This window comes from Streptomyces sp. NPDC006643 (genome assembly GCF_042870175.1).
In the GTDB taxonomy this organism is placed as follows: Bacteria; Actinomycetota; Actinomycetes; order Streptomycetales; family Streptomycetaceae; genus Streptomyces.
Genome location: NZ_JBIAHA010000008.1, coordinates 184,806 through 206,019 on the forward strand (window position 1 = coordinate 184,806; position 21,214 = coordinate 206,019).

General features: G+C 71.0%; 16 protein-coding genes. 9 read left to right on the forward strand and 7 right to left on the reverse strand.

What is annotated here, in order from left to right:
• Positions 1-117 precede the first annotated feature (117 nt).
• The gene (locus ACFYNU_RS13515; RefSeq protein WP_356585909.1) at positions 118-612 is read right to left on the reverse strand and encodes a DoxX family protein; all 495 of its coding nucleotides are present in this window, start codon (positions 610-612) and stop codon (positions 118-120) included.
• A gap of 122 nt (positions 613-734) precedes the next feature.
• On the opposite strand from ACFYNU_RS13515, the gene ACFYNU_RS13520 reads away from it, so the two are divergent.
• On the forward strand, positions 735-1,073 hold the full coding sequence (locus ACFYNU_RS13520) for a DUF6343 family protein (RefSeq protein ID WP_356585907.1): 339 nt from the start codon (positions 735-737) through the stop codon (positions 1,071-1,073).
• On the opposite strand, the gene ACFYNU_RS13525 is transcribed toward ACFYNU_RS13520, so the two are convergent.
• The 4 genes from ACFYNU_RS13525 to rpsA form a co-directional block, all read right to left on the reverse strand.
• Positions 1,030-1,407, reverse strand: a complete 378-nt coding sequence (locus tag ACFYNU_RS13525; protein WP_356585905.1) for a tetratricopeptide repeat protein — start codon at positions 1,405-1,407, stop codon at positions 1,030-1,032. The two genes, ACFYNU_RS13520 and ACFYNU_RS13525, sit on opposite strands and share 44 nt — an antisense overlap.
• 80 nt (positions 1,408-1,487) lie before the next feature.
• Complete coding sequence (gene coaE / locus ACFYNU_RS13530; protein WP_356585903.1) at positions 1,488-2,093, reverse strand: dephospho-CoA kinase; 606 nt, start codon at positions 2,091-2,093, stop codon at positions 1,488-1,490.
• 108 nt (positions 2,094-2,201) lie between these two features.
• Complete coding sequence (locus tag ACFYNU_RS13535) at positions 2,202-3,140, reverse strand: PAC2 family protein (protein WP_356585901.1); 939 nt, start codon at positions 3,138-3,140, stop codon at positions 2,202-2,204.
• Positions 3,141-3,403: 263 nt separating this feature from the next.
• Entirely contained in the window at positions 3,404-4,927 is a 1,524-nt protein-coding gene (gene rpsA / locus ACFYNU_RS13540) for a 30S ribosomal protein S1 (RefSeq protein WP_023542473.1), read from the reverse strand.
• Positions 4,928-5,317: 390 nt separating this feature from the next.
• Here rpsA and ACFYNU_RS13545 point away from each other — a divergent pair, with 390 nt between their 5' ends.
• On the forward strand, positions 5,318-6,133 hold the full coding sequence (locus ACFYNU_RS13545) for a methyltransferase domain-containing protein (RefSeq protein WP_356585898.1): 816 nt from the start codon (positions 5,318-5,320) through the stop codon (positions 6,131-6,133).
• Positions 6,134-6,137: 4 nt separating this feature from the next.
• Complete coding sequence (gene hrpB, locus ACFYNU_RS13550) at positions 6,138-8,672, forward strand: ATP-dependent helicase HrpB (RefSeq protein WP_356585896.1); 2,535 nt, start codon at positions 6,138-6,140, stop codon at positions 8,670-8,672.
• A 374-nt stretch (positions 8,673-9,046) separates the two neighbouring features.
• Here hrpB and ACFYNU_RS13555 read toward each other — a convergent pair whose 3' ends face one another.
• Positions 9,047-10,738 (reverse strand): lytic transglycosylase, encoded by a 1,692-nt coding sequence (locus ACFYNU_RS13555; RefSeq protein ID WP_356585894.1) that lies wholly within the window; start codon positions 10,736-10,738, stop codon positions 9,047-9,049.
• A gap of 286 nt (positions 10,739-11,024) precedes the next feature.
• Between ACFYNU_RS13555 and ACFYNU_RS13560 the strand changes: the two genes are divergently transcribed.
• Positions 11,025-11,873, forward strand: a complete 849-nt coding sequence (locus ACFYNU_RS13560) for a DUF4184 family protein (RefSeq protein ID WP_356585892.1) — start codon at positions 11,025-11,027, stop codon at positions 11,871-11,873.
• A 59-nt stretch (positions 11,874-11,932) separates the two neighbouring features.
• Here ACFYNU_RS13560 and polA read toward each other — a convergent pair whose 3' ends face one another.
• Positions 11,933-14,644 (reverse strand): DNA polymerase I, encoded by a 2,712-nt coding sequence (gene polA / locus ACFYNU_RS13565; protein ID WP_356585890.1) that lies wholly within the window; start codon positions 14,642-14,644, stop codon positions 11,933-11,935.
• A gap of 119 nt (positions 14,645-14,763) precedes the next feature.
• Here polA and ACFYNU_RS13570 point away from each other — a divergent pair, with 119 nt between their 5' ends.
• The 5 genes from ACFYNU_RS13570 (at position 14,764) to ACFYNU_RS13590 (ending at position 21,212) form a co-directional block, all read left to right on the forward strand.
• The gene (locus tag ACFYNU_RS13570; protein ID WP_356585888.1) at positions 14,764-17,079 is read left to right on the forward strand and encodes an FdhF/YdeP family oxidoreductase; all 2,316 of its coding nucleotides are present in this window, start codon (positions 14,764-14,766) and stop codon (positions 17,077-17,079) included.
• A 144-nt stretch (positions 17,080-17,223) separates the two neighbouring features.
• Positions 17,224-17,724 carry a hotdog fold thioesterase gene (locus ACFYNU_RS13575; RefSeq protein WP_356585886.1) on the forward strand — a complete coding sequence of 167 codons (501 nt, stop codon included), beginning with the start codon at positions 17,224-17,226 and terminating at the stop codon, positions 17,722-17,724.
• A gap of 350 nt (positions 17,725-18,074) precedes the next feature.
• On the forward strand, positions 18,075-18,671 hold the full coding sequence (locus ACFYNU_RS13580; RefSeq protein WP_356585884.1) for a Tat pathway signal sequence domain protein: 597 nt from the start codon (positions 18,075-18,077) through the stop codon (positions 18,669-18,671).
• Positions 18,672-18,940: 269 nt separating this feature from the next.
• Entirely contained in the window at positions 18,941-20,179 is a 1,239-nt protein-coding gene (locus ACFYNU_RS13585; protein ID WP_356585882.1) for a branched-chain amino acid ABC transporter substrate-binding protein, read from the forward strand.
• A gap of 103 nt (positions 20,180-20,282) precedes the next feature.
• Positions 20,283-21,212: a branched-chain amino acid ABC transporter permease gene (locus ACFYNU_RS13590; protein ID WP_356585880.1), complete on the forward strand. Its 930-nt coding sequence runs from the start codon at positions 20,283-20,285 to the stop codon at positions 21,210-21,212.
• Positions 21,213-21,214 lie beyond the last annotated feature (2 nt).

Here is a 21,214-nt window from a genome sequence, read left to right on the forward strand (position 1 = left end):
GTTACTCGGCGAGTCTAGGCGGGGGGTCTGACACTGCCCCCGTCATGCCTGAAGGCCGCACCCCCTCACGGCGTGAGGGTGCGGTCTTCAGGCGCGACGGAGCGGGATGGGCACCGATCAGACCCGGCGGCGCACCAGGGCGACGAGTTCCACGGTCTTCTGCCGCCGCACCCATGCGACCACGGCGAAGAGCGCCAGGAAGATCACGGGTGTCAGGGCGTTCTCACCGTCGAAGACGGTCAGCTGTGTGATGAAGGCCCCGATCATCAGGCCGATGAGCGCGAGCGCCGAGACTCCCGAGAGGATGGGGATCACCAGTGCGACGGCCCCCGCCAGCTCAAGGACGCCGGTGAGGTGCATGAACCAGTCACCGAAGCCGATCGCGTCGAACGATTCGGCCGCCGTCGAGTGGCCGATGATCTTCGGCCCCGCGCTCGGGATGGCGAGGAACAGCGCCAGGACGATCTGGAGCGTCCGGACCGTGAGGTCCGTACGGCGCGAGGGCCCGGCGTCGGCCGTGGCCGGCGTGGCAGTCGCGGCGGTCGTGACGGTCGTGGACGGGGAAACGGCCGCGGATGCGATCGGTGCGGTGGTGGACGTAGCCTCGGACATTGGGGGTTCTCCTCCGTTGTGCACGTGGTGTGCTTTCAAGGAGGTAGACACCCGCCCCGCCCGGAACTCATCGCTCTCCGGGCGGTCGGATCGACGATTTTCCCGTCGGGAGGTGCGACGGCATGCGCACCGGAAATGAACCCGTCACCGCGCGCAGCCCGCTGCGGATGCGCTGGTGGCTGAGCGTCTGGGGACTGATCTGGGCCGCCTTCGGCACGATCGCCTTCGCGGTCGTCGGCCGGCCGGGCTGGGCGATCGCCTGCGGGGTGCTGCTGCTGATCGTCGCCGCGGACTTCGTGCTGGTCGTCCGCCATCGGCGGCAGGGGTCGCGCTTCCAGCCGGGGCGTGACGTACCGCCGTACGAAGCGAGCCGCCACCGGCACGGCGGCGGCGACCGTCGGGGCGGCGACGACTACATCAGCCGTCGGACCGGTCGTCGGAATCGAAACGCGCGGCCTTGAGATACTCCGGCTTGGGGTCGAGCGCCGCCGCCAGTCTGAAGTGCTTCGTGGCCTGCTCGGGCCGCCCCGCCCGCTCGTAGGTGCGGGCCAGCGCGAAATGGGCGAACGCGTTGTCCGGCTCACGCTCCAGGACCAGCTCGAACTCCAGCTCCGCAGGGCGCAGTTGGGCCGCCGCGAAGAACGCGCGAGCGCGCAGCAGCCGGGCGGCCGTGTTCTCGGGATGTGCCGCGATCACCGAGTCCAGCAGCTTGACCGCGCCGCGCGGGTCGCGCGCGGCCAGCAACTGCTCCGCCGCGCGAAAGTCGATGACGTGGGTCTCCGGGCTCTCGGGCACGGTCGGATCCTTCCCCTCGGGTCGGCGCGTTCAACGTCGCACAGATCGGCGGTATTCCAAAACGGGTCGCGGGAACCGCGTCACCCGCCGGCGGCGGCCCGCTCGATCAGCCGCTCCCAGACCGCGCGGACCTGCGGCTCCAGCTTCTCGCGCGGCCCGTCGTTGTCGATGACCAGATCGGCGGCGGCGGTGCGCCGCTCGCGGGTGGCCTGGGCCGCCATCCGCGACCTGGCCTCGGACTCGGCCATGCCACGCAGCCGTACGAGCCGGTCGAGCTGTGTCCCGGGCGACGCGTCCACGACGACGACCATGTCGTAGAGCCCGGTCAGCTCGCTCTCCACAAGGAGGGGCACGTCGTGGACGACGATGTCCCCCTCCCCCGCCGTGCTCTCCAGCTCCGCCGAACGCGCCCGGACCAGCGGATGGACGATGGCGTTCAGGGTGGCGAGCTTGTCGCTGTCGGAGAAGACGAGCGAGCCGAGCTTCGGCCGGTCGAGCCGCCCGTCGGCGGTGAGGACGCCCGGCCCGAAGGCCTCGACAACGGCGTCGAGCCCGGGAGTCCCGGGCTCGACGACCTCTCTGGCGATCTTGTCCGCGTCCACCAGCACCGCGCCGTACGAGACGAGCAGTCGGGAGACTTCACTCTTTCCGGCACCGATCCCGCCGGTCAGGCCCACTTTCAGCATGTTCCGCAGCTTAGAGCGTGGACCGGACGTCTTACGAGACACGGGCACGTACGGCCGGCGGGCGCCCGGCAACCGGCGGCTGCCCGGGACGCACGCCCACCGGCCGGCCTACGCGTCGCCCTCACGCTCGGCGAGGAACTTCTCGAACTCGCGCCCGATCTCGTCCGCCGACGGCAGCTCCACCGGCTCCGCCACCAGATTCCCCCTGCTCTCGGCGCCGGCCACCGCGTCGTACTGATGCTCAAGGCCCTGCACCATCGTCACCAGCTCCTCGTCCCCCTCGCTCAGCTGGCGCTCGATCTCGGTCTGGGTGCGCTGCGCCTCCGTACGGAGGGCGTGCGCGACGCCCGGCAGCACGAGCCCTGTCGCCGCCGTGATCGCCTCCAGCGCGGTCAGCGCCGCGTCCGGGTACGAGGACCGTGCCACGTAGTGCGGGACGTGCGCGGCCACGCCGAGGACGTCGTGCCCCGTCTCCATCAGCCGGTACTCGACGAGCGCTTCCGCGCTGCCGGGCACCTGTGCCTCGTCGAAGGGGCTGCGATGGCCCGGCATCAGGTCGGTGCGGTTGCCGTGCGGGGTGATCCCGACCGGGCGCGTGTGCGGTACGCCCATGGGGATGCCGTGGAAGTTGACGGCCAGCCGTACGCCGAGGCGCTCGACGACCTGGCCCACGGCCGCCGCGAACCGCTCCCACTCCACGTCCGGCTCGGGCCCGGACAGCAGCAGGAACGGGGCGCCCGTGGCGTCCTGGACGAGCCGCACCTCCAGCGCCGGTGTCTCGTAGCTCGACCAGCGGTCGCGCCGGAACGTCAGCAAGGGGCGGCGGGCGCGGTAGTCGACCAGCCTGTCGTGGTCGAAGCGCGCCACCACCTGGTTCGGCAGCGATTCGAGCAGGTTCTCGACGATCTGGTCGCCGGTCTCACCCGCGTCGATGTAGCCCTCGAAGTGGTAGAGCATGACGAGGCCCGCGGACTCCTGCGCGAGCGCCATGTCGACGACTGCCAGGCCCTTGGGCTCCCACTCGTACAAATCCTGCGGATCAAGCACGATTACCGGTCCTCCTCGTGTTCCTCAGGAAGAACGCACCTTGGTGCGTGAGCATTCCCCGCCCGCGCGCCCCGCATCCGGTCGCGCTGGATCCGGCACCGGGGGCGCGAGCGGCAAGAGGCCGACGGCGTACGGTACTTGGCCACGCGCCGCCGGGCCGCGCCGCCCGCACGCCCCCGCGCGGGCATGCGTGAGGCCCGCTCCCCCGGAAGGGAGCGGGCCTCACGTCAAGCAGTCCAGCGACCGGCTAGGAGGTCAGAGCGTCAGCTCTGGCCACCGGCCAGCTTCTCGCGCAGCGCGGCCAGGGCCTCGTCCGACGCCAGGGCGCCGGAGTTGTCCTGCGACTCCGAGGAGTACGAACCGCCGCCGCCACCGCCACCGCTGCCACCGGAGGCGGCGGGAGCCGCGCCGGCCGGGGCGGCAGCGCCCTCGGCAGCGGCGGCCTCGTCGGCCTCGCGGGACTTGATGACCTGAGCCTGGTGCTGCTCGAAGCGGGTCTGCGCCTCGGCGTACTGGGTCTCCCACACCTCGCGCTGAGCCTCGAAACCTTCGAGCCAGTCGTTGGTCTCGGGGTCGAAGCCCTCGGGGTAGATGTAGTTGCCCTGGTCGTCGTACGAGGCAGCCATGCCGTACAGGGTCGGGTCGAACTCGACCGAGGCCGGGTCGCCACCGAACGCCTCGTTGGCCTGCTTCAGCGAGAGGCTGATGCGACGGCGCTCCAGGTCGATGTCGATGACCTTGACGAAGATCTCGTCGTTGACCTGGACGACCTGCTCCGGGATCTCCACGTGGCGCTCGGCCAGCTCGGAGATGTGGACCAGACCCTCGATGCCCTCGTCGACACGGACGAACGCGCCGAACGGAACGAGCTTGGTGACCTTGCCGGGAACGACCTGGCCGATCTGGTGCGTCCGGGCGAACTGCTGCCACGGGTCTTCCTGCGTCGCCTTGAGCGACAGGGAGACACGCTCGCGGTCCATGTCCACGTCGAGAACCTCGACGGTGACTTCCTGGCCGACCTCGACAACCTCGGAGGGGTGGTCGATGTGCTTCCAGGAGAGCTCGGAGACGTGCACGAGACCGTCGACACCGCCGAGGTCCACGAACGCGCCGAAGTTGACGATCGAGGAGACGACGCCGGAGCGGACCTGGCCCTTCTGGAGGGTCGTGAGGAAGGTCTGGCGAACCTCGCTCTGCGTCTGCTCCAGCCAGGCACGGCGGGACAGGACCACGTTGTTGCGGTTCTTGTCCAGCTCGATGATCTTGGCTTCGAGCTCCTTGCCCACGTAGGGCTGGAGGTCGCGGACGCGGCGCATCTCGACGAGAGAGGCCGGCAGGAAGCCACGGAGGCCGATGTCGAGGATGAGTCCACCCTTGACGACCTCGATGACGGTGCCGGTGACGATGCCGTCCTCTTCCTTGATCTTCTCGATCGTGCCCCAGGCGCGCTCGTACTGCGCGCGCTTCTTGGACAGGATGAGACGGCCTTCCTTGTCCTCCTTCTGGAGAACAAGGGCCTCGATCTCATCGCCCACGGCGACGACCTCGTTGGGGTCGACGTCGTGCTTGATCGAAAGCTCGCGGGAGGGAATGACGCCTTCGGTCTTGTAACCGATGTCGAGCAGGACCTCGTCCCGGTCGACCTTCACGATGACGCCGTCGACGATGTCGCCGTCGTTGAAGTACTTGATCGTCTCGTCGATCGCGGCGAGGAATGCTTCCTCGTTACCGATGTCGTTGACCGCAACCTGCGGGGTGGTGGCGGTGGTCTCGGTGCTGCTCGTCATGTGGGTAAAGGCTCCGGTACGGACATTGAGTCGTAGGTACTGCCACGCCGAGAGCCCGTATCGCCATCCGCCGGAAGTCCGGACAGCCGAGCGAGCGCCATTCCCGATGAGGAGAAGGCGCCTCGACAGCCGAGGGGACCTACAACAGATGCGAGCGCGGCCTGCTACGTCTGAGGCGCGCAAGCCCGCAGCGCAACCTTTAGCATACGGGGGCAGCCGGACACGGTCAATGCGCGAAGGCGCACACCCGGGGCGGAACGCCCCATACCCGGCACAACAAGCGTTTCATGAGGCCACGAGGCCCGCACCGGAGCCATGGCCGACCACGGCCGGCCACGGCGCGGACACAGGAACGTGCACGCCTCTCCGCACACTACGACGACGGACACGATGAGCCAAGAGCAGGCAGAGCGGTACGAGCCGGAAGCCACCCGGCGGGAGAGCGACGGCGCCGAGAGCAGCCGCGCCAACCGGGGCTGGTGGAACAGCAACGCGGACGACTACCAGATCGAGCACGGCACCTTCCTCGGCGACGACCGGTTCGTCTGGGGCCCGGAAGGTCTGGACGAGGTGGAGGCGGAGCTGCTCGGGCCGCCCGAGTCGCTCAAGGATCTCGACATCCTGGAGATCGGCGCGGGCGCGGCGCAGTGCTCACGCTGGCTGACCAGGCAGGGCGCGCGCCCCGTGGCGCTCGACCTCTCCCACCGGCAGCTCCAGCACGCCCTGCGCATCGGTGACGACGTGCCTCTTGTGGAGGCGGACGCGGCGGCCCTGCCGTTCCGTGACGGTTCCTTCGACCTGGCGTGCTCCGCGTACGGCGCGATCCCCTTCGTCGCCGATCCGGTACGGGTGTTCCGCGAGGTACGCCGGGTGCTGCGCCCCGGCGGCCGGTGGGTCTTCTCGGTGACGCACCCGATCCGCTGGGCGTTCCCCGACGAGCCGGGACCCGAGGGCCTGTCGGTGTCCGCGTCGTACTTCGACCGCACGCCGTACGTGGAACAGGACGAACAGGGGCACGCGGTGTACGTGGAACACCACCGGACGGTGGGGGATCGCGTACGGGACGTGGTGGCCGGCGGTTTCCGGCTCGTCGACCTGGTGGAACCGGAGTGGCCGGCCTGGAACACCCAGGACTGGGGCGGCTGGTCGCCGCTGCGCGGGAAACTGATCCCGGGTTCGGCGATCTTCGTCTGCGTACGAGACTGAGGGTGTGATCCGCGACGACGCCCTCGGCGCTCTGCCCGTCCGCACCGCCCTGCCCGCGCTGGAGGCGGCCCTCGACGGGCCGGGGTGCGCCGTGCTGTGCGCGCCGCCCGGCACGGGCAAGACGACGCTGGTGCCGCTGGTGCTGGCCGGGCTCGTACGGCCCGGCGGCGGCGTGCCCGGGCCACCGCGGCGGGTGATCGTCGCCGAGCCGCGCCGTATCGCCGCCCGCGCGGCGGCCCGGCGGATGGCCTGGCTGCTGGGCGAACGGGTCGGCGCGAGCGTCGGCTTCACGGTGCGCGGGGAGCGCGTGGTGGGGCGCGACACGGTGGTGGAGGTGGTGACCACCGGCGTGCTCCTCCAGCGTCTCCAGCGCGACCAGGAACTCGGCGGCGTCGACGTGGTGATCATCGACGAGTGCCACGAACGCCATCTGGACGCCGACACGGTGGCGGCCTTCCTGCTGGACGTACGCGCCACGCTCCGCCCCGAACTGCGCCTGGTGGCCGCGTCGGCGACGACCGACGCCGAGGGGTGGGCGCGCCTGCTGGGGGACGCGCCCGTGGTGGAGGCGCGCGGGGTGACGCATCCTTTGGAGGCCGTGTGGGCGCCCCCGCCGCGGCCGGTACGACCGCCGCACGGGATGCGCGTCGATCCGGCGCTGCTGACGCACGTGGCCTCCGTAGTACGGCGGGCGCTCGCCGAGCGCGCGGGCGACGTGCTGGTGTTCCTGCCGGGCGTCGGCGAGATCGGCCGGGTGGCGGGCCAGTTGGGGGGCATCGGCGAACTCGGCGCGGAGGTCCTCCAGGTGCACGGCCGGGCCCCGGCCGACGTGCAGGACGCGGTGCTCGCCGGGTCGGGGGACGGCAACCGCCGTGTCGTACTGGCGACTTCGGTGGCGGAGTCGAGCCTCACCGTGCCGGGAGTACGGATCGTGGTCGACTCCGGGCTGGCGCGTGAGCCGCGTACGGACCACGCGCGGGGGCTGAGCGCCCTCACCACGGTGCGGGCCTCGCAGGCGACCGCACGGCAGCGCGCGGGACGTGCGGGGCGCGAGGCGCCGGGCGCGGTGTACCGCTGCTGGGACGAGGCGGAGGACGGGCGGCTCGCGCGGTTCCCCGCGCCGGAGATCAAGGTCGCCGATCTGGCGGCGTTCGCCCTCCAGGCGGCGTGCTGGGGCGACCCGGACGCCTCGGGCCTCGCGCTGCTCGACGCGCCCCCGGCGGGGGCGTTGGCCGCCGCGCGGACGGTGCTGGCCGCGATCGGCGCGGTGGACGCGGACGGCCGGGTGACCGGGCGCGGCGTCCGCATGTCGCGCCTCGGGCTGCACCCGCGCCTCGCCCGCGCCCTGCTCGACGGCGCCCAGGAGGTCGGCGCCCGCCGGGCCGCCGAGGTGGTGGCGCTGCTGAGCGAGGAGCCACCGAGGGCGTACGGGGACGACCTGGCGGCGGCGTGGCGTACGGCGAAGCGGGGCGGTGACGGGTACGCGGCGCGCTGGCGCCAGGAGGCACGGAGGCTGGCTTCGGCGCTGCCGGGGGCGCCGGATCCCCCCGAGCGCCGGGGGGAGTTGCCCGACGACGCCGTGGTCGGGGTCGTCGCCGCGTACGCCTTCCCGGAGCGGGTGGCGCGGGCCCGTGGCGGCGGCGCGTTCCTGATGGCCTCCGGGACCGGCGCCGAGCTCGGCGACGGGTCCGGGCTGCGCGACGCGCCGTGGCTCGCCGTCGCCGTCGCGGACCGGCCCGCGACGGCCGCCTCGGCGCGGGTGCGGCTCGCCGCCGTCGTCGACGAGGACACCGCGCGGGCCGCCGCCGCGCATCTGCTCGTCTCCGGCGAGGAGGTGGGCTGGGAGGACGGTGATGTCGTCGCCAGGGAGGTACGGCGCCTCGGCGCGGTCGAGCTCTCCGTACGACCCCTGCGCAAGCCCGACCCGGCCCTGGTGCGGGCGGCGCTGCTGGACGGTCTGCGGCGCGAGGGCCCCGGCGCCCTGCTGCGCTGGACGCGCGACGCGCACGCGCTGCGGGAGCGACTGGGCTTTCTGCACCGGGCGTTGGGCGCGCCGTGGCCGGACGTCTCGGACGCCGCGCTGCTCGACGCCGCCGGTGACTGGCTGGAGCCCGAGCTGTCGAAGGCCAGGCGCCGCGCGGATCTGGCGCGGATCGAGGCCGGCCAGGCACTGCGCCGGCTGCTGCCGTGGTCCTCGGGGCAGGCGGGGCGGCTGGACGAGCTGGCGCCCGAGCGGATCCAGGTGCCGAGCGGGTCGCGCGTACGTGTCGACTACGGCGGGGAGCAGCCCGTACTGGCGGTGAAGCTCCAGGAGTTGTTCGGCCTGACGGCGACACCGACCGTGGCGGGCGTTCCGGTGCTGGTGCATCTGCTGTCCCCCGCCGGGCGTCCGGCCGCCGTCACGGCGGACCTGGCGTCCTTCTGGCGCGACGGCTACCGCGCCGTACGCGCGGAGCTGCGTGGGCGCTACCCGCGCCACCCGTGGCCGGAGGACCCGACCCGGGCACCGGCGACGCGCCGTCTGAACGACCGCCGGTAGGGGCGGTCGTCAGCACCGCCCGCACTCGGGGCAGCGCCGCACCCCGCCGCGCGGCGGCCGGTGACACGTCGGTGCGTGCGAGGGCGCGGCGCGGGACTCGCGAACGACAACGCGGGGAGCGTGTGCGCCCACGCGCCCCGGGCCGGCCGTGCTTCGCCGGGTCCGGCGAACAGCACCGCCCGCACTCGGGCCGGAGCCGCACCCCGCCGCGCGGCGGCCGGTGACACGTCGGTGCGTGCGATCGGCGGACCGGTGCGGGGGCGATGGTCCGGGCGCGGTCGACGGCCCGGCCGTATGCAGCCGACCGGGCCGACCATGACGACGCCGCCCCTCCGTCGTGGACGGAGGGGCGGCGTGCGCGTGCCGGGCGGGTGTTACGCCTCCGGCTCCGGGGCGGCGACCTTCAGTTCGATCGTCACCTTCGCGCCGCCCGCCGTCTCGATCCGGAGCAGGAACGTGCCCGTCGCGTCGTCCGCGAAGATCTTCGGCAGGACGAGCAGGCCCTTGGCGTCCGTCTTCAGACCCGTCAGGGCACGCAGCGGCTGGCCCGCCGCGTCCTTGAAGTACGGGCCCTTGTCCGCCGCCGACGGGTCGAGCACGGACTTGATCATGGTGGCCTTGACCGCCACACCGGGCGCGATCTGACCGCCGTTGGTGGCCTTGAGCTGGACGGTGCCGGCGAACTCCGCGCCAGGCGCCGCCGTCAGTTCCTTCTCGTCGGTCCGGGCGACCGCGTCGGCCTGCCGCTCGGTGACCGTCGCCGTGAAGTCGACGGCCGGGACCGTACGGCTCACGACATTGGCCCGCACCGTGAAGTCGCCGGTCTTCTCGCCGGCCCGGAGCGCGGGCGCCTTGGCGACACCGTTGGAGCCGGTCACGCCGGTGGCCTGCTTCGCGCCGCCCGCGAACGTCGCGTCCGTGTCGCCGACGATCGTGAAGCGCACGGCGACCTTGCCGACGGCCTTGCCCTTGGCGTCCTCGCCGCGCACCGTGACGCGCGCCTCGAACTCCCCGCCGGCCGTGACGGACAGCTTGCCGGTGCCCGCGTCCTCCAGGCGCTCGACGGTCGGCGCGGGGGTGGGCGGCGTCGTCGGAGGCGTGGTCGGGGGCTTCGTGGGAGGTGTCGTCGGCGGCTTCGTCGTCGGCGGCTTGGGGGGCTTGGGCGACGGCGAGTCGCCGGGGCTCGGAGAGTTGCTGGGGCCGGGGCTCGGCGGGGAGCTGGGGCCGCCCGGGTTCAGCGGGCCGGGGCCCTCGGGCAGCACGCCCGAGCCGTCCGGAACCTCGTGGCTGCCGCGCTTGTAGTACTCCAGCCAGGACAGGACCGTCGCCAGATACTCCCGCGAGCGGTTGTAACTGAGTATCGCCTGGTCCAGATTGGACTTCACCGACAGGTCGCGATTATTGGCGCAAAGATAGCGACCGGCGGCCAGCGCCGCGTCGAAGATGTTGTTCGGGTCCTTGCGGCCGTCGCTGTTGGCGTCCTGGCCCCAGGTCGCCCAGGTCGACGGGATGAACTGCATGGGGCCCACGGCACGGTCGTGCGTCTTGTCGCCGTCGTAGGCGCCGTTGTCGGTGTCGGAGATGTTGGCGAAGCCGACACCGTTCAGCACCGGGCCCAGGATCGGCGTGAACGTGGTGCCGTTGTCGTCGACCCGGCCGCCGCGCGCCTGGCCCGACTCGACCTTGCCGATCGCCGCGAGGAGCTGCCACGGCAGGTTGCAGCCCGGGTTGGTCACCCCGAGGCGCTGTTCGGCCTGCTTGTACGCCGACAGCACCGTGGCGGGTATACCGGCCTCGGCGGCCCCCTCCAGGTCCGGCAGGTCGATCGAAGTGCCGGGCTTGTCAGGGGTGTTCAGCGGCGGGAGATCCGTGTGGTAGGAGGAGTCCCCGGTGGCCGAGTCCGGACTCTCGTCCGGCGCGCTCGATCCGGACGCCTGCTTTCCGTTGTCACCGCCGCCGGGAGAAATCGCGGGGGCCTGCGAGGCGGAGAGTGCGGCGACCGCGAGTGCGGCGACCGCGGTGGTGGTCGCCCCTCTGCGGAGCCTGCGTCCGAAGTGCGCTGCCATACGTCTGGTCCCTCCCGGTGAACGGCTGTTCGCGCTCCCCAGCGCGAGGACTCAGGCGACCCTACGGCAACTACCTGTGTACGCAACGGGTCGGTGACCGCTTTTCACCGCTTCGCCACCTCCCGGCTTCCCGTAGGTCGAACCGGTGGCCGAGAACACGCGTCCTTCATACTGATCCGACTGACTCCGTGCCAGGTGCGCGCGTTCCCTGTCCGATCGCACTGATCGCACCAATCGCACCGATCGCGCTGATCGCACCACGACGACACGCCCCGGGGGGACGGCCTTGCCTTTCACGCTGAGCCATGCGGCGGCGGTACTGCCGGGCATCCGGAGGGACGGCACCTCGCGCGGGCCGCTGCTCGCCTCCGCGCTCGTCGCCGGCTCGATGGCCCCCGACATGACGTACTTCGCCGCGACCGCCGTACCGGCCGCCATGGAGTTCGGCGAGGTGACGCACGGGATCGTGGGCCTGTTCACCGCCGACGCCGTCATCGCCGCGGCCCTGGTGGGTCTGTGGCTGATGCTGCGGGAGCCGCTGGTGGCGCTGCTGCCGTCCGCCTGGCGGGGGCGGGCGTACGCCTTCGTACGAGGACCCGACCGGCGTGCGGGACGGCGGGCGGCGCTCGCCGCGCGCTTCTACGTGTCGGCGGTGCTCGGCGCGTCCACCCATGTGGTGTGGGACGCGTTCACGCACTTCGACCGCTGGGGCACCCGGATGGTGCCCGCGCTGGGCGAGGTCGTCGCGGGCTTCCCCCTGTACACGTACACGCAGTACGGCAGTTCGGCGCTGGCGCTGGCGGGGCTCTGCTGGTTCACGGTCACCGCCGTGCGCCGACTGCCGCGGACTCCTGTGCCGGCCTCGGTGCCGGTGCTCGTACGGCGCGAACGCGTGCTCGCCCACGCCCTGTTGGCGGGGTGTGTGCTGCTCGGCATGGCGCACCGGTTCACCCGCTGGTACGCCTACCACGGGCGGGTGGACACCCCGCTGGACGTCATCCCGACGCTCTGCTTCGGCGCCGGTGCGGGGCTGGCCCTCGGACTCGTCGTCCACGGCGTGGGGATGCGGCTGCGCGCCGCCCGGACGAAGCCGGTGACCGCAGCCCCGGACCGCTCTCGTACGGGATCGCGCTGATCCCGTACGAGAACGACTACCCGTACGCCTTCGGGTGACGAGAGCCGGGCGGCCCGCCGTCAGTGGGCGGCGGAGTCCCAGTCCGGTCCCACGCCCACGGAGATGTCCAGCGGCGCCCGCAGCTCCGTCGCGGCGGCCATCTCGCGAATCACCAGCTCCTCCACCCGCTCCCGCTCGCCGGGGGCGATCTCCAGCACGATTTCGTCGTGGACCTGGAGGAGCATGCGCGAGGTGAGCCCGGCCTCGGTCAGCGCCGCGTCGACACGGAGCATGGCGACCTTGACGATGTCGGCGGCCGTGCCCTGGATCGGGGCGTTGAGCGCCATCCGCTCGGCCATCTCGCGGCGCTGGCGGTTGTCGCTGTTGAGGTCGGGCAGATAGCGGCGGCGGCCGAGCATCGTCTCCGTGTAGCCCGTGGCCCTCGCCTCCTCGACCGCGCGCTGGAGATAGTCCCGTACGCCGCCGAAGCGCTCGAAGAACGTGTCCATCAGACCGCGCGCCTCCGCCGCCTCGATGTTCAGCTGCTGGGAGAGGCCGAACGCCGAGAGGCCGTACGCCAGTCCGTACGACATCGCCTTGATCTTGCGGCGCATGTCGGGGGTGACATCGGCGCGCTCGACGCCGAACACCTGGGAGGCGACGGTCGTGTGCAGGTCCTCGCCGGAGGTGAACGCCTCGATCAGACCGGCGTCCTCGGACAGATGCGCCATGACGCGCAGCTCGATCTGGCTGTAGTCGGCGGTCATCAGCGACTCGTAGCCCTCGCCGACGACGAAACCGCGGCGGATGGCGCGGCCCTCGTCGGTGCGCACCGGCACGTTCTGCAAATTGGGGTCGGTCGACGAGAGCCGGCCGGTGGCCGCGACCGTCTGGCTGAAGGTGGTGTGGATACGGCCGTCGGCGGCGATCATCTTGATCAGGCCCTCGACGGTGACACGGAGCCTGGCCTGCTCACGGTGGCGCAGCATCAGGACGGGCAGCTCGTGCTCGGTCTGCGCGGCGAGCCAGGCCAGCGCGTCGGCGTCCGTCGTGTAACCGGTCTTGGTCTTCTTGGTCTTGGGCAGATTCAGCTCGCCGAAGAGGACTTCCTGGAGCTGCTTGGGCGAGCCGAGGTTGAACTCGTGCCCGACGGCGGCGTGCGCCTCCTTCACCGCCTGCTGGACGGCGGCGGCGAACTGCTCCTCCAGGGTGACCAGATGGGGCTGGTCGGCCGAGATCCCGTTGCGCTCCAGCTTGGCGAGGAGCGCGGAGGTGGGCAGCTCGATGCCCTGGAGCAGTTCGGTGGCGCCGACCTCCGCCAGCCGGCCGGTGAACGCCTCGCCGAGGTCGAGGACGGCGCGCGCCTGTGTCATCAGCGCGTCCGCCTCGGCCTGGTCGTCGCTGCCGAAGGCGAGCTGCCCGTCGGCCGCGGCGGCCGGGGCCAGCTCCCGTCCCAGATACTCGACGGCGAGGGCGTCGAGCGCGAAGGAGCGGCGGCCGGGCTTGACCAGATACGCGGCGAGCGCGGTGTCCATGGTCACCCCGCCGATCCGCCAGCCGTGCTCGGGGGCCACGCGCATGGCGCTCTTGGCGTTGTGCAGCACCTTGGGGTGGTCCGCCGACGCGAGCCAGGTGCTGAAGGCCTTCTCGTCGGCCTCGTCGAGCTGGGTGGTGTCGAACCAGGCGGCGGCGCCGTCGGCCGCGGCCAGCGCGACCTCGCCGATGCTGCCCGTGCCGAGCGCCCAGGTGTCGACGAGGGCGACACCCAGCGGCTCGTCGCCGTGCTCCGCCAGCCAGGGGGCCAGCTCGCCGGAGGCGAGGACCGTGCCGTCCAGCGCGATGCCCGCCTCGGGGGCCGGGGCCTCTTCCTCGACGGCGCCCGGGTCGACGGCGAGCAGCCGCTCCCGCAGGCTCGGGTTACGGATCTCCAGCACTTCGAGGAATCCGGTCAGGGCCGTCCGGTCGTACGGGGCGCGCTCCAGCTCCTGCGGGGTCTTCGTCAGCTCGACGTCACGCACCAGCTCGGTGAGATGACGGTTGAGCTTGACCGAGTCCAGGTGCTCACGCAGGCTCTCGCCGACCTTGCCCTTGACCTCGTCGGCGCGCTCCACCAGATCGGCGAGGGAACCGAACTGGTTGATCCACTTCGCGGCCGTCTTCTCACCGACCTTGGGAATGCTGGGGAGATTGTCCGACGGGTCGCCGCGCAGGGCGGCGAAGTCCGGATACTGCGCGGGCGTCAGCCCGTACTTCTCGTGGACTTTCTCCGGGGTGAACCGGGTCAGCTCGGAGACACCCTTGGTGGGATACAGCACCGTGGTGTGCTCGGTGATGAGCTGGAAGGAGTCCCGGTCCCCGGTGACGATGAGGACCTCGAAACCGGCTTCCTCGGCCTGGGTGGCGAGGGTGGCGATGACGTCGTCCGCCTCGAAGCCGTCGATCGCGAACCGGTGCGCGTGCATCGCGTCCAGCAGCTCACCGATCAACTCGACCTGGCCCTTGAACTCGTCGGGCGTCTTGGAGCGGTTCGCCTTGTACTCGGGGAACTCCTCCGAGCGCCACGTCTTGCGCGAGACGTCGAAGGCCACCGCGAAGTGCGTGGGCGCCTCGTCACGCAGGGTGTTCGCCAGCATCGACGCGAAGCCGTAGACGGCGTTGGTCGGCTGGCCGGAGCTGGTGGTGAAATTCTCCGCGGGCAGCGCGAAGAACGCCCGGTACGCCAGAGAGTGCCCGTCCATGAGGAGCAGGCGAGGACGGTTGTCTGCGGTCTTCTTCGATGCTGTCTCAGCCACGTACCCGATCCTGCCACGCCCCACTGACAATCCTGACCCGGCTGCTCCGGCTCGACGTGCTGTCGGTGGTGCGTGACAGGATCGGGGGGAGTCGCGACGTACGAGTTTGGGAGAGCGTGATGGCCAGCAAGCCGCCCTCGGGTGATCCGGTCCAGGACGCCCCGCAGGTCGCCGCCCCGCACAGCAGCGCCGCCGGACTGCCGGCCGTGGCGCATTCACTGCGCGTCGCCCAGCAGCAGATGGGCGTGCGGCGGGCCGCGCGGACGCTGCTCAAGGTCAACCAGAAGGACGGCTTCGACTGTCCGGGCTGCGCCTGGCCGGAGGGCGACCACCGGCACACGGCGGAGTTCTGCGAGAACGGCGTGAAGGCGGTCGCCGAGGAGGCGACGCTGCGCCGGGTGACGCCGGACTTCTTCGCCGCGCACCCGGTGGCCGATCTGGCGACACGCAGTGGCTACTGGCTGGGCCAGCAGGGCCGGATCACCCAGCCGATGCTCCTGGAGCGCGGCGCGGGCACCGGCACCGACGGCGACAGCGGCGGCGGGGACCGGTACGAACCGGTCAGCTGGGAGCGCGCGTTCGCGATCATCGCCGAGGAACTGACCGCGCTGGACTCCCCCGACGAGGCGCTGTTCTACACCTCGGGCCGCACCAGCAACGAGGCGGCCTTCCTGCTCCAGCTGTTCGCCCGCGAGTTCGGCACGAACAATCTGCCGGACTGCTCCAACATGTGCCACGAGTCGTCCGGTTCGGCGCTCGCCGAGACCCTGGGCGTCGGCAAGGGCAGCGTGTCCCTGGAGGACATGCACCAGGCCGACCTGATCATCGTGGCCGGGCAGAATCCGGGGACCAACCACCCCCGGATGCTCTCCGCCCTGGAGAAGGCCAAGGCGGCGGGCGCGCGGATCATCTCGGTGAACCCGCTGCCCGAGGCCGGTCTGGGACGGTTCAAGAATCCGCAGACCCCGCAGGGCCTCCTCAAGGGCGCGGCGCTCACCGACCTCTTCCTACAGATCCGGATCGGCGGCGACCAGGCCCTGTTCCGGCTGCTGAACAAGCTGATCCTCGACGCGGCCGGGAGCGACCCGGCCGCCGTGGACCAGGCGTTCGTCGCCGAACACACCCACGGCTTCGAGGAGTTCGCCGCCACCGCGCGCGAGGCCGACTGGGAGCAGACCCTCATCGCGACGGGACTGGAGCGCGCCGACATCGAGCGCGCGCTGGCCATGGTGCTGGCCTCGAAGCGCACCATCGTCTGCTGGGCGATGGGCCTCACCCAGCACAAGCACTCCGTCGCGACCATCCGCGAAGTCGTCAACTTCCTCCTGCTGCGCGGCAACATCGGCCGGCCGGGCGCCGGGGTGTGCCCCGTACGCGGCCACTCCAACGTCCAGGGTGACCGCACCATGGGCATCTTCGAGCGGCCCGCGCCGGCGTTCCTCGACGCCCTGGACCGGGAGTTCGGGATCACCTCGCCGCGCCACCACGGTTACGACGTCGTACGGGCCATCCGCGCCCTGCGCGACGGCGACGCGAAGGTCTTCTTCGCGATGGGCGGCAACTTCGTGTCGGCGTCCCCGGACACCGAGGTGACCGAGGCGGCGATGCGCACCGCGCGGCTCACCGTGCACGTGTCGACCAAGCTCAACCGCTCCCACGCGGTGACCGGCGCGCGTGCCCTGATCCTGCCGACCCTCGGCCGCACCGACAAGGACGTGCAGGCGGGCGGCAGGCAGATCGTGACCGTGGAGGACTCCATGGGCATGGTGCACGCCTCGCGCGGCAACCTCCCGCCCGCGAGCCCGCATCTGCTGTCCGAGCCGGCGATCGTCGCCCGCATGGCGCGTGCCGTCCTCGGCCCGGCGTCGCTGACTCCGTGGGAGGAGTTCGAGAAGGACTACGGGTCGATCCGCGACCGCATCTCGCGTGTCGTCCCCGGCTTCGAGGACTTCAACGAACGCGTCGCCGCACCGGGCGGATTCCAGCTCCCGCACGCCCCGCGCGACGAACGGCGCTTCCCCACCGCCACCGGCAAGGCCAACTTCACAGCGGCGCCGATCGAGTACCCGGAGTTGCCGGCGGGCCGGCTGCTGCTCCAGACGCTGCGCTCGCACGACCAGTACAACACCACGATCTACGGTCTCGACGACCGCTACCGGGGCATCCGGAACGGCCGCCGCGTCGTCCTGGTCAATCCGGACGACGCGGACCGGCTGGGCCTGGCCGACGGCTCGTACACGGATCTGGTCAGCGAATGGCGGGACGGCGTCGAGCGGCGCGCCCGCGGCTTCCGGGTGGTGCACTACCCCACGGCCCGCGGCTGCGCCGCCGCCTATTACCCGGAGACGAACGTGCTCGTGCCGCTGGACTCCACGGCCGACACCAGCAACACCCCGGCGAGCAAGTCCGTCGTCGTGCGCTTCGAGCACCGCTGACGCGAGGTGCCGCCCCCGGCCCACCCCGGAGCGGCACGCACGGCACACGCGGACGCGCACCGCGACCACGCACGGAAACCATGCCCGGATCATCCACCGCAGCACGTACCGCACCGCACCACGCAGCCGATCGGAGCCTGACCCATGGGTGAGAACACAGCGAACGAGCAGCCCTCAGCGACGTTCCCGCAGGAGATCATCGACGAGTACGGGCCGGGCGAGATCGACCTGGAGTCGCTCTTCTCCGCCGGGGATCTCGGCACCCGCATGGGCCTGCGGGTCACCGAGGCGTCCGCCGACCGTGTCGTCGCCACCATGCCCGTGCAGGGCAACACCCAGCCGTACGGGCTGCTGCACGGCGGCGCCTCCGCCGTACTCGCCGAGACCCTCGGCTCCATCGGCGCGATGATGCACGGCGGCCGGGGCAAGGTCGCCGTGGGCGTGGATCTGAACTGCACGCACCACCGCGCCGTACGCGACGGCGTCGTGACGGGCGTGGCCACCCCGATCCACCGCGGCAGGTCCACCGCGACGTACGAGATCGTGATCACCGACGAGCGGGACAAGCGGGTGTGCACGGCCAGGCTGACGTGTCTGCTCCAGAGCGGTGACGGCAGCGCCTTCATGAAGCGGAAGGACGCGTGAGGGACGTGTGAGGGGCGGAACCGGAGTGACGCCCGGGGGTCGCCCGAAGGACACCTGAGGGACGTCGGGGGACGCCGGAGGGCGAACCTCAAGGGAGGCTCAAGCGGGCCGGAGGCGGGATCGAACGGGCTCCGCCCGGCCCTCCGGTGACCAACAGGTGAGACGCGCGGCCGTCGCCCGACGGCCGCGAAACATCCCGGAAACCAGGGCCCGTTGAGGCTCGCGCGGCGCACGGCCCACCTCCGGACCCCGGCGCGGGAGAGCCAGGTGGGACCCCCGATGGTGACGTTGCGTTACGCCGTGGGGCACGATCCATTGTCCTCGCCGGCGATGCCCACTAACTTCGGCACATGAGCGGCATCGGCCCCGTCGAACCGGGTGAGGACACCTACCACCACCCCGCTGCCCCGCTCACCGGGGCGACGCCGCCCCGCGCCCGTCTCGCCGTGCCCGCGCGCCACCGCCGCAAGGCGGTCCTGGCCGTCGTCGCGACCCTCGGCGCGGGGGTCTGCGTGTACGCGCTCAACGCCCCGGAGCCACCGCCCGCGCCGCCACCACCCTGGCCCTCGCAGGTGGTTGGCTTCGTCTACGCGGGCGCGGCGCCGAAGAGCGAACGCGCCGGGGCGTTCACCTTCGACGTCACCATCTCGACCGAGCCCGGCCGCCGTGTGACCGTCGACGCCGTCACCCAGCCGTCCGCGGCGCTCGCCGTATCGACGGAACCGTCCGCTCCGTTCACCGTGCCCGCCGGGGCGTCCCGCGACGTGGCGGTGACCGTCTACGTACTCGACTGCGGGGAAGTGCCACGGAACTCCGGACTCCCCTTCCTGGACATCACCCTGCGTAACGAAAGGGCGGTCCAGAAACAGAGCCGGATCCTCGGCGACGGATACCCCGAAGACCTCGGCGCGGCCATCGACCGGGCATGCGGCGAACCCGCTCCGTAACCGCCCGATTACCGTCACGGTCCTGCTGGTTCTCACTATGTGGACTTCCGAACGGTCTCAAATCGCACGCCTTTCCCTTCCCTTGCGGGCTTCACCACGCTTCCGTCATAACAAGAGCGTCACATCATGGGCCGCACCTCTGCACCACCCCCACCAGCGCGCTTAGAGTCACGGCCAGTCACCGCGCCACCGGATTACTTTCAGTTCGGTTCCAGCGCTCGACCCGGCTTCTCAATCAGGGACAGCCGTGCCAGGGGAAAGGACTGATCGTGCGTCACCGTTCCTTGTTCATAGTCACCACTGCGGTCACTGTAGGAGCCCTCACGCTTTCTGCTTGCGGCTCCCGCGACGACAGCAGCGAGGGCGGCGGCGGCGGAAAGACGACCGTCGTCATCGGCCTCGACGCGCCGCTGACCGGAGACCTCTCCGCGCTCGGCCAGGGCATCAAGAACTCCGCCGACCTCGCCGTCAAGACGGCCAACAAGAACAACGAAGTCGAAGGCGTCACCTTCAAGCTGGAGTCCCTGGACGACGTGGCCCAGGCCGCGACCGGCCAGCAGAACGCCACCAAGCTTGTCGGCAACCAGGACGTCATGGGCGTGGTCGGCCCCCTGAACTCCGACGTCGGCCAGGCCATGCAGAAGGTCTTCGCCAACGACAACCTGGTCCAGGTGTCGCCCGCCAACACCAACCCCGAGATGACTCAGGGCAAGGACTGGCAGACCGGCAAGAAGGTCCGCGGCTTCGACACGTACTTCCGCACCGCGACCACGGACGCCATCCAGGGCCCGTACGCCGCGCAGTTCATGTTCAACGAGAAGAAGCTCAAGAACGTCTACGTCATCGACGACAAGAAGACGTACGGAGCCGGTCTCGCCGCCACCTTCTCCGCCGAGTTCGAGAAGCTCGGCGGCAAGGTCGTCGGCACCGACCACATCAACCCGGACGACAAGGACTTCTCGGCCGTGGCGAGCAAGGTCGCCCAGGCCAAGGCCGACTTCGTCTACTACGGCGGCGAGTACCCGGCCGGCGCCCCGCTGGCCAGCCAGATCAAGAACGCCGGCGCCAAGATCCCCACCGTCGGTGGTGACGCTCTCTTCAGCGCCGAGTACATCAAGCTGGGCAAGAAGAACTCCGAAGGCGACTTCGCCAGCTCCGTGGGCGCGCCCCTGGAGACCCTGGACACCGCCAAGAAGTTCATCGCCGACTACTCCGCCGGCGGCTACGACGGCGCGTTCGAGGCGTACGGCGGCTACTCCTACGACTCCACCTGGGCGATCATCCAGGCGGTCAAGGCCGTCGTCGAGAAGAACGACGGCAAGCTGCCCGGCGACGTCAAGGACGCGCGCAAGCAGATCACCGAGGCCATGCAGGACGTCAAGTTCGACGGCGTCACCGGCACCGTCGGCTTCGACGAGTTCGGCGACACCGTGAACAAGCAGCTCTCCCTCTACGAGGTGAAGGGCGGCAAGCACGTCCCCGTCAAGACGGGCGTGTTCGAGGGCTGATCGGGCTCACCAGCCCTCCCTCCTGAAGGAACTACCACCGCGCGGGGGCGCCACAGCGCCCCCCCGCGGCCGTATCTGACCCCACTCATTCGGAGGCCCCGCGGTGAACGATCTGCCGCAGCAACTTGCCAACGGCCTGCTACTCGGCGCGCTGTACGGACTCATCGCAATCGGTTACACGATGGTCTATGGCATAGTCCAGCTCATCAATTTCGCCCATGGCGAGATATTCATGATCGGCGGCTTCGGTGCGCTGACCGTATTTCTCTGGTTGCCCAGCGGTACCAGCCTGCTGCTCGCACTGCCCCTCATGATCCTCATGGCGATGGCCTGCTCCGTGCTCGTCGCCGTAGGAGCCGAACGCTTCGCCTACCGGCCCCTGCGGGACGCCCCCAGGCTCGCACCACTGATCACCGCGATCGGCCTCTCCATCGCACTCCAGCAAGCCATCTGGGCCTTCTACCCGGACGCCACGAAGTCCCGCCCCTTCCCCGAATTCGAAGGCGGCAGGCTCGACTTCGGCGCGTTCGCCATCAGCCGCGGCGACCTCTTCCTGCTCATCGCCGCACCCCTGTGCATGATCACGCTCGGGATCTTCGTCTCCAAGACCCGCACCGGACGCGCCATGCAGGCCACGTCGCAGGACCCGGACACGGCCAAGCTGATGGGCATCAACACCGACCGCATCATCGTCACCGCGTTCGCCATCGGTGCCGCCTTCGCCGCCATCGCGGCCGTCGCACACGGCCTCAAGTACGGCGAAGTCAACTTCAAGATGGGCTTCATCGCCGGACTCAAGGCCTTCACCGCCGCGGTCCTCGGCGGTATCGGCAACATCTACGGCGCCATGATCGGCGGCCTCGTACTCGGCCTCGCCGAATCCATGGCCACCGCCTACATCGAGAACATCCCCGGCATGTCGCAGCTCGGCGGCGGCGCCTGGAAGGACGTGTGGGCGTTCGTCCTCCTCATCCTCGTACTGCTGCTGAGGCCACAAGGTCTACTCGGCGCACGCGTCTCGGATCGGGCGTGATA

What these genes read in the sequence shown, in the direction of transcription:
- ACFYNU_RS13570 (WP_356585888.1), top strand. Translation starts at nt 14,764, where the DNA reads ATGGCCAGCAAGCCGCCCTCGGGTGATCCGGTCCAGGACGCCCCGCAG.
- ACFYNU_RS13545 (WP_356585898.1), top strand. Translation starts at nt 5,318, where the DNA reads ATGAGCCAAGAGCAGGCAGAGCGGTACGAGCCGGAAGCCACCCGGCGG.
- ACFYNU_RS13515 (WP_356585909.1), bottom strand. Translation starts at nt 612, where the DNA reads ATGTCCGAGGCTACGTCCACCACCGCACCGATCGCATCCGCGGCCGTT.
- ACFYNU_RS13575 (WP_356585886.1), top strand. Translation starts at nt 17,224, where the DNA reads ATGGGTGAGAACACAGCGAACGAGCAGCCCTCAGCGACGTTCCCGCAG.
- ACFYNU_RS13555 (WP_356585894.1), bottom strand. Translation starts at nt 10,738, where the DNA reads ATGGCAGCGCACTTCGGACGCAGGCTCCGCAGAGGGGCGACCACCACC.
- ACFYNU_RS13520 (WP_356585907.1), top strand. Translation starts at nt 735, where the DNA reads ATGCGCACCGGAAATGAACCCGTCACCGCGCGCAGCCCGCTGCGGATG.
- ACFYNU_RS13580 (WP_356585884.1), top strand. Translation starts at nt 18,075, where the DNA reads ATGAGCGGCATCGGCCCCGTCGAACCGGGTGAGGACACCTACCACCAC.
- rpsA (WP_023542473.1), bottom strand. Translation starts at nt 4,927, where the DNA reads ATGACGAGCAGCACCGAGACCACCGCCACCACCCCGCAGGTTGCGGTC.
- coaE (WP_356585903.1), bottom strand. Translation starts at nt 2,093, where the DNA reads ATGCTGAAAGTGGGCCTGACCGGCGGGATCGGTGCCGGAAAGAGTGAA.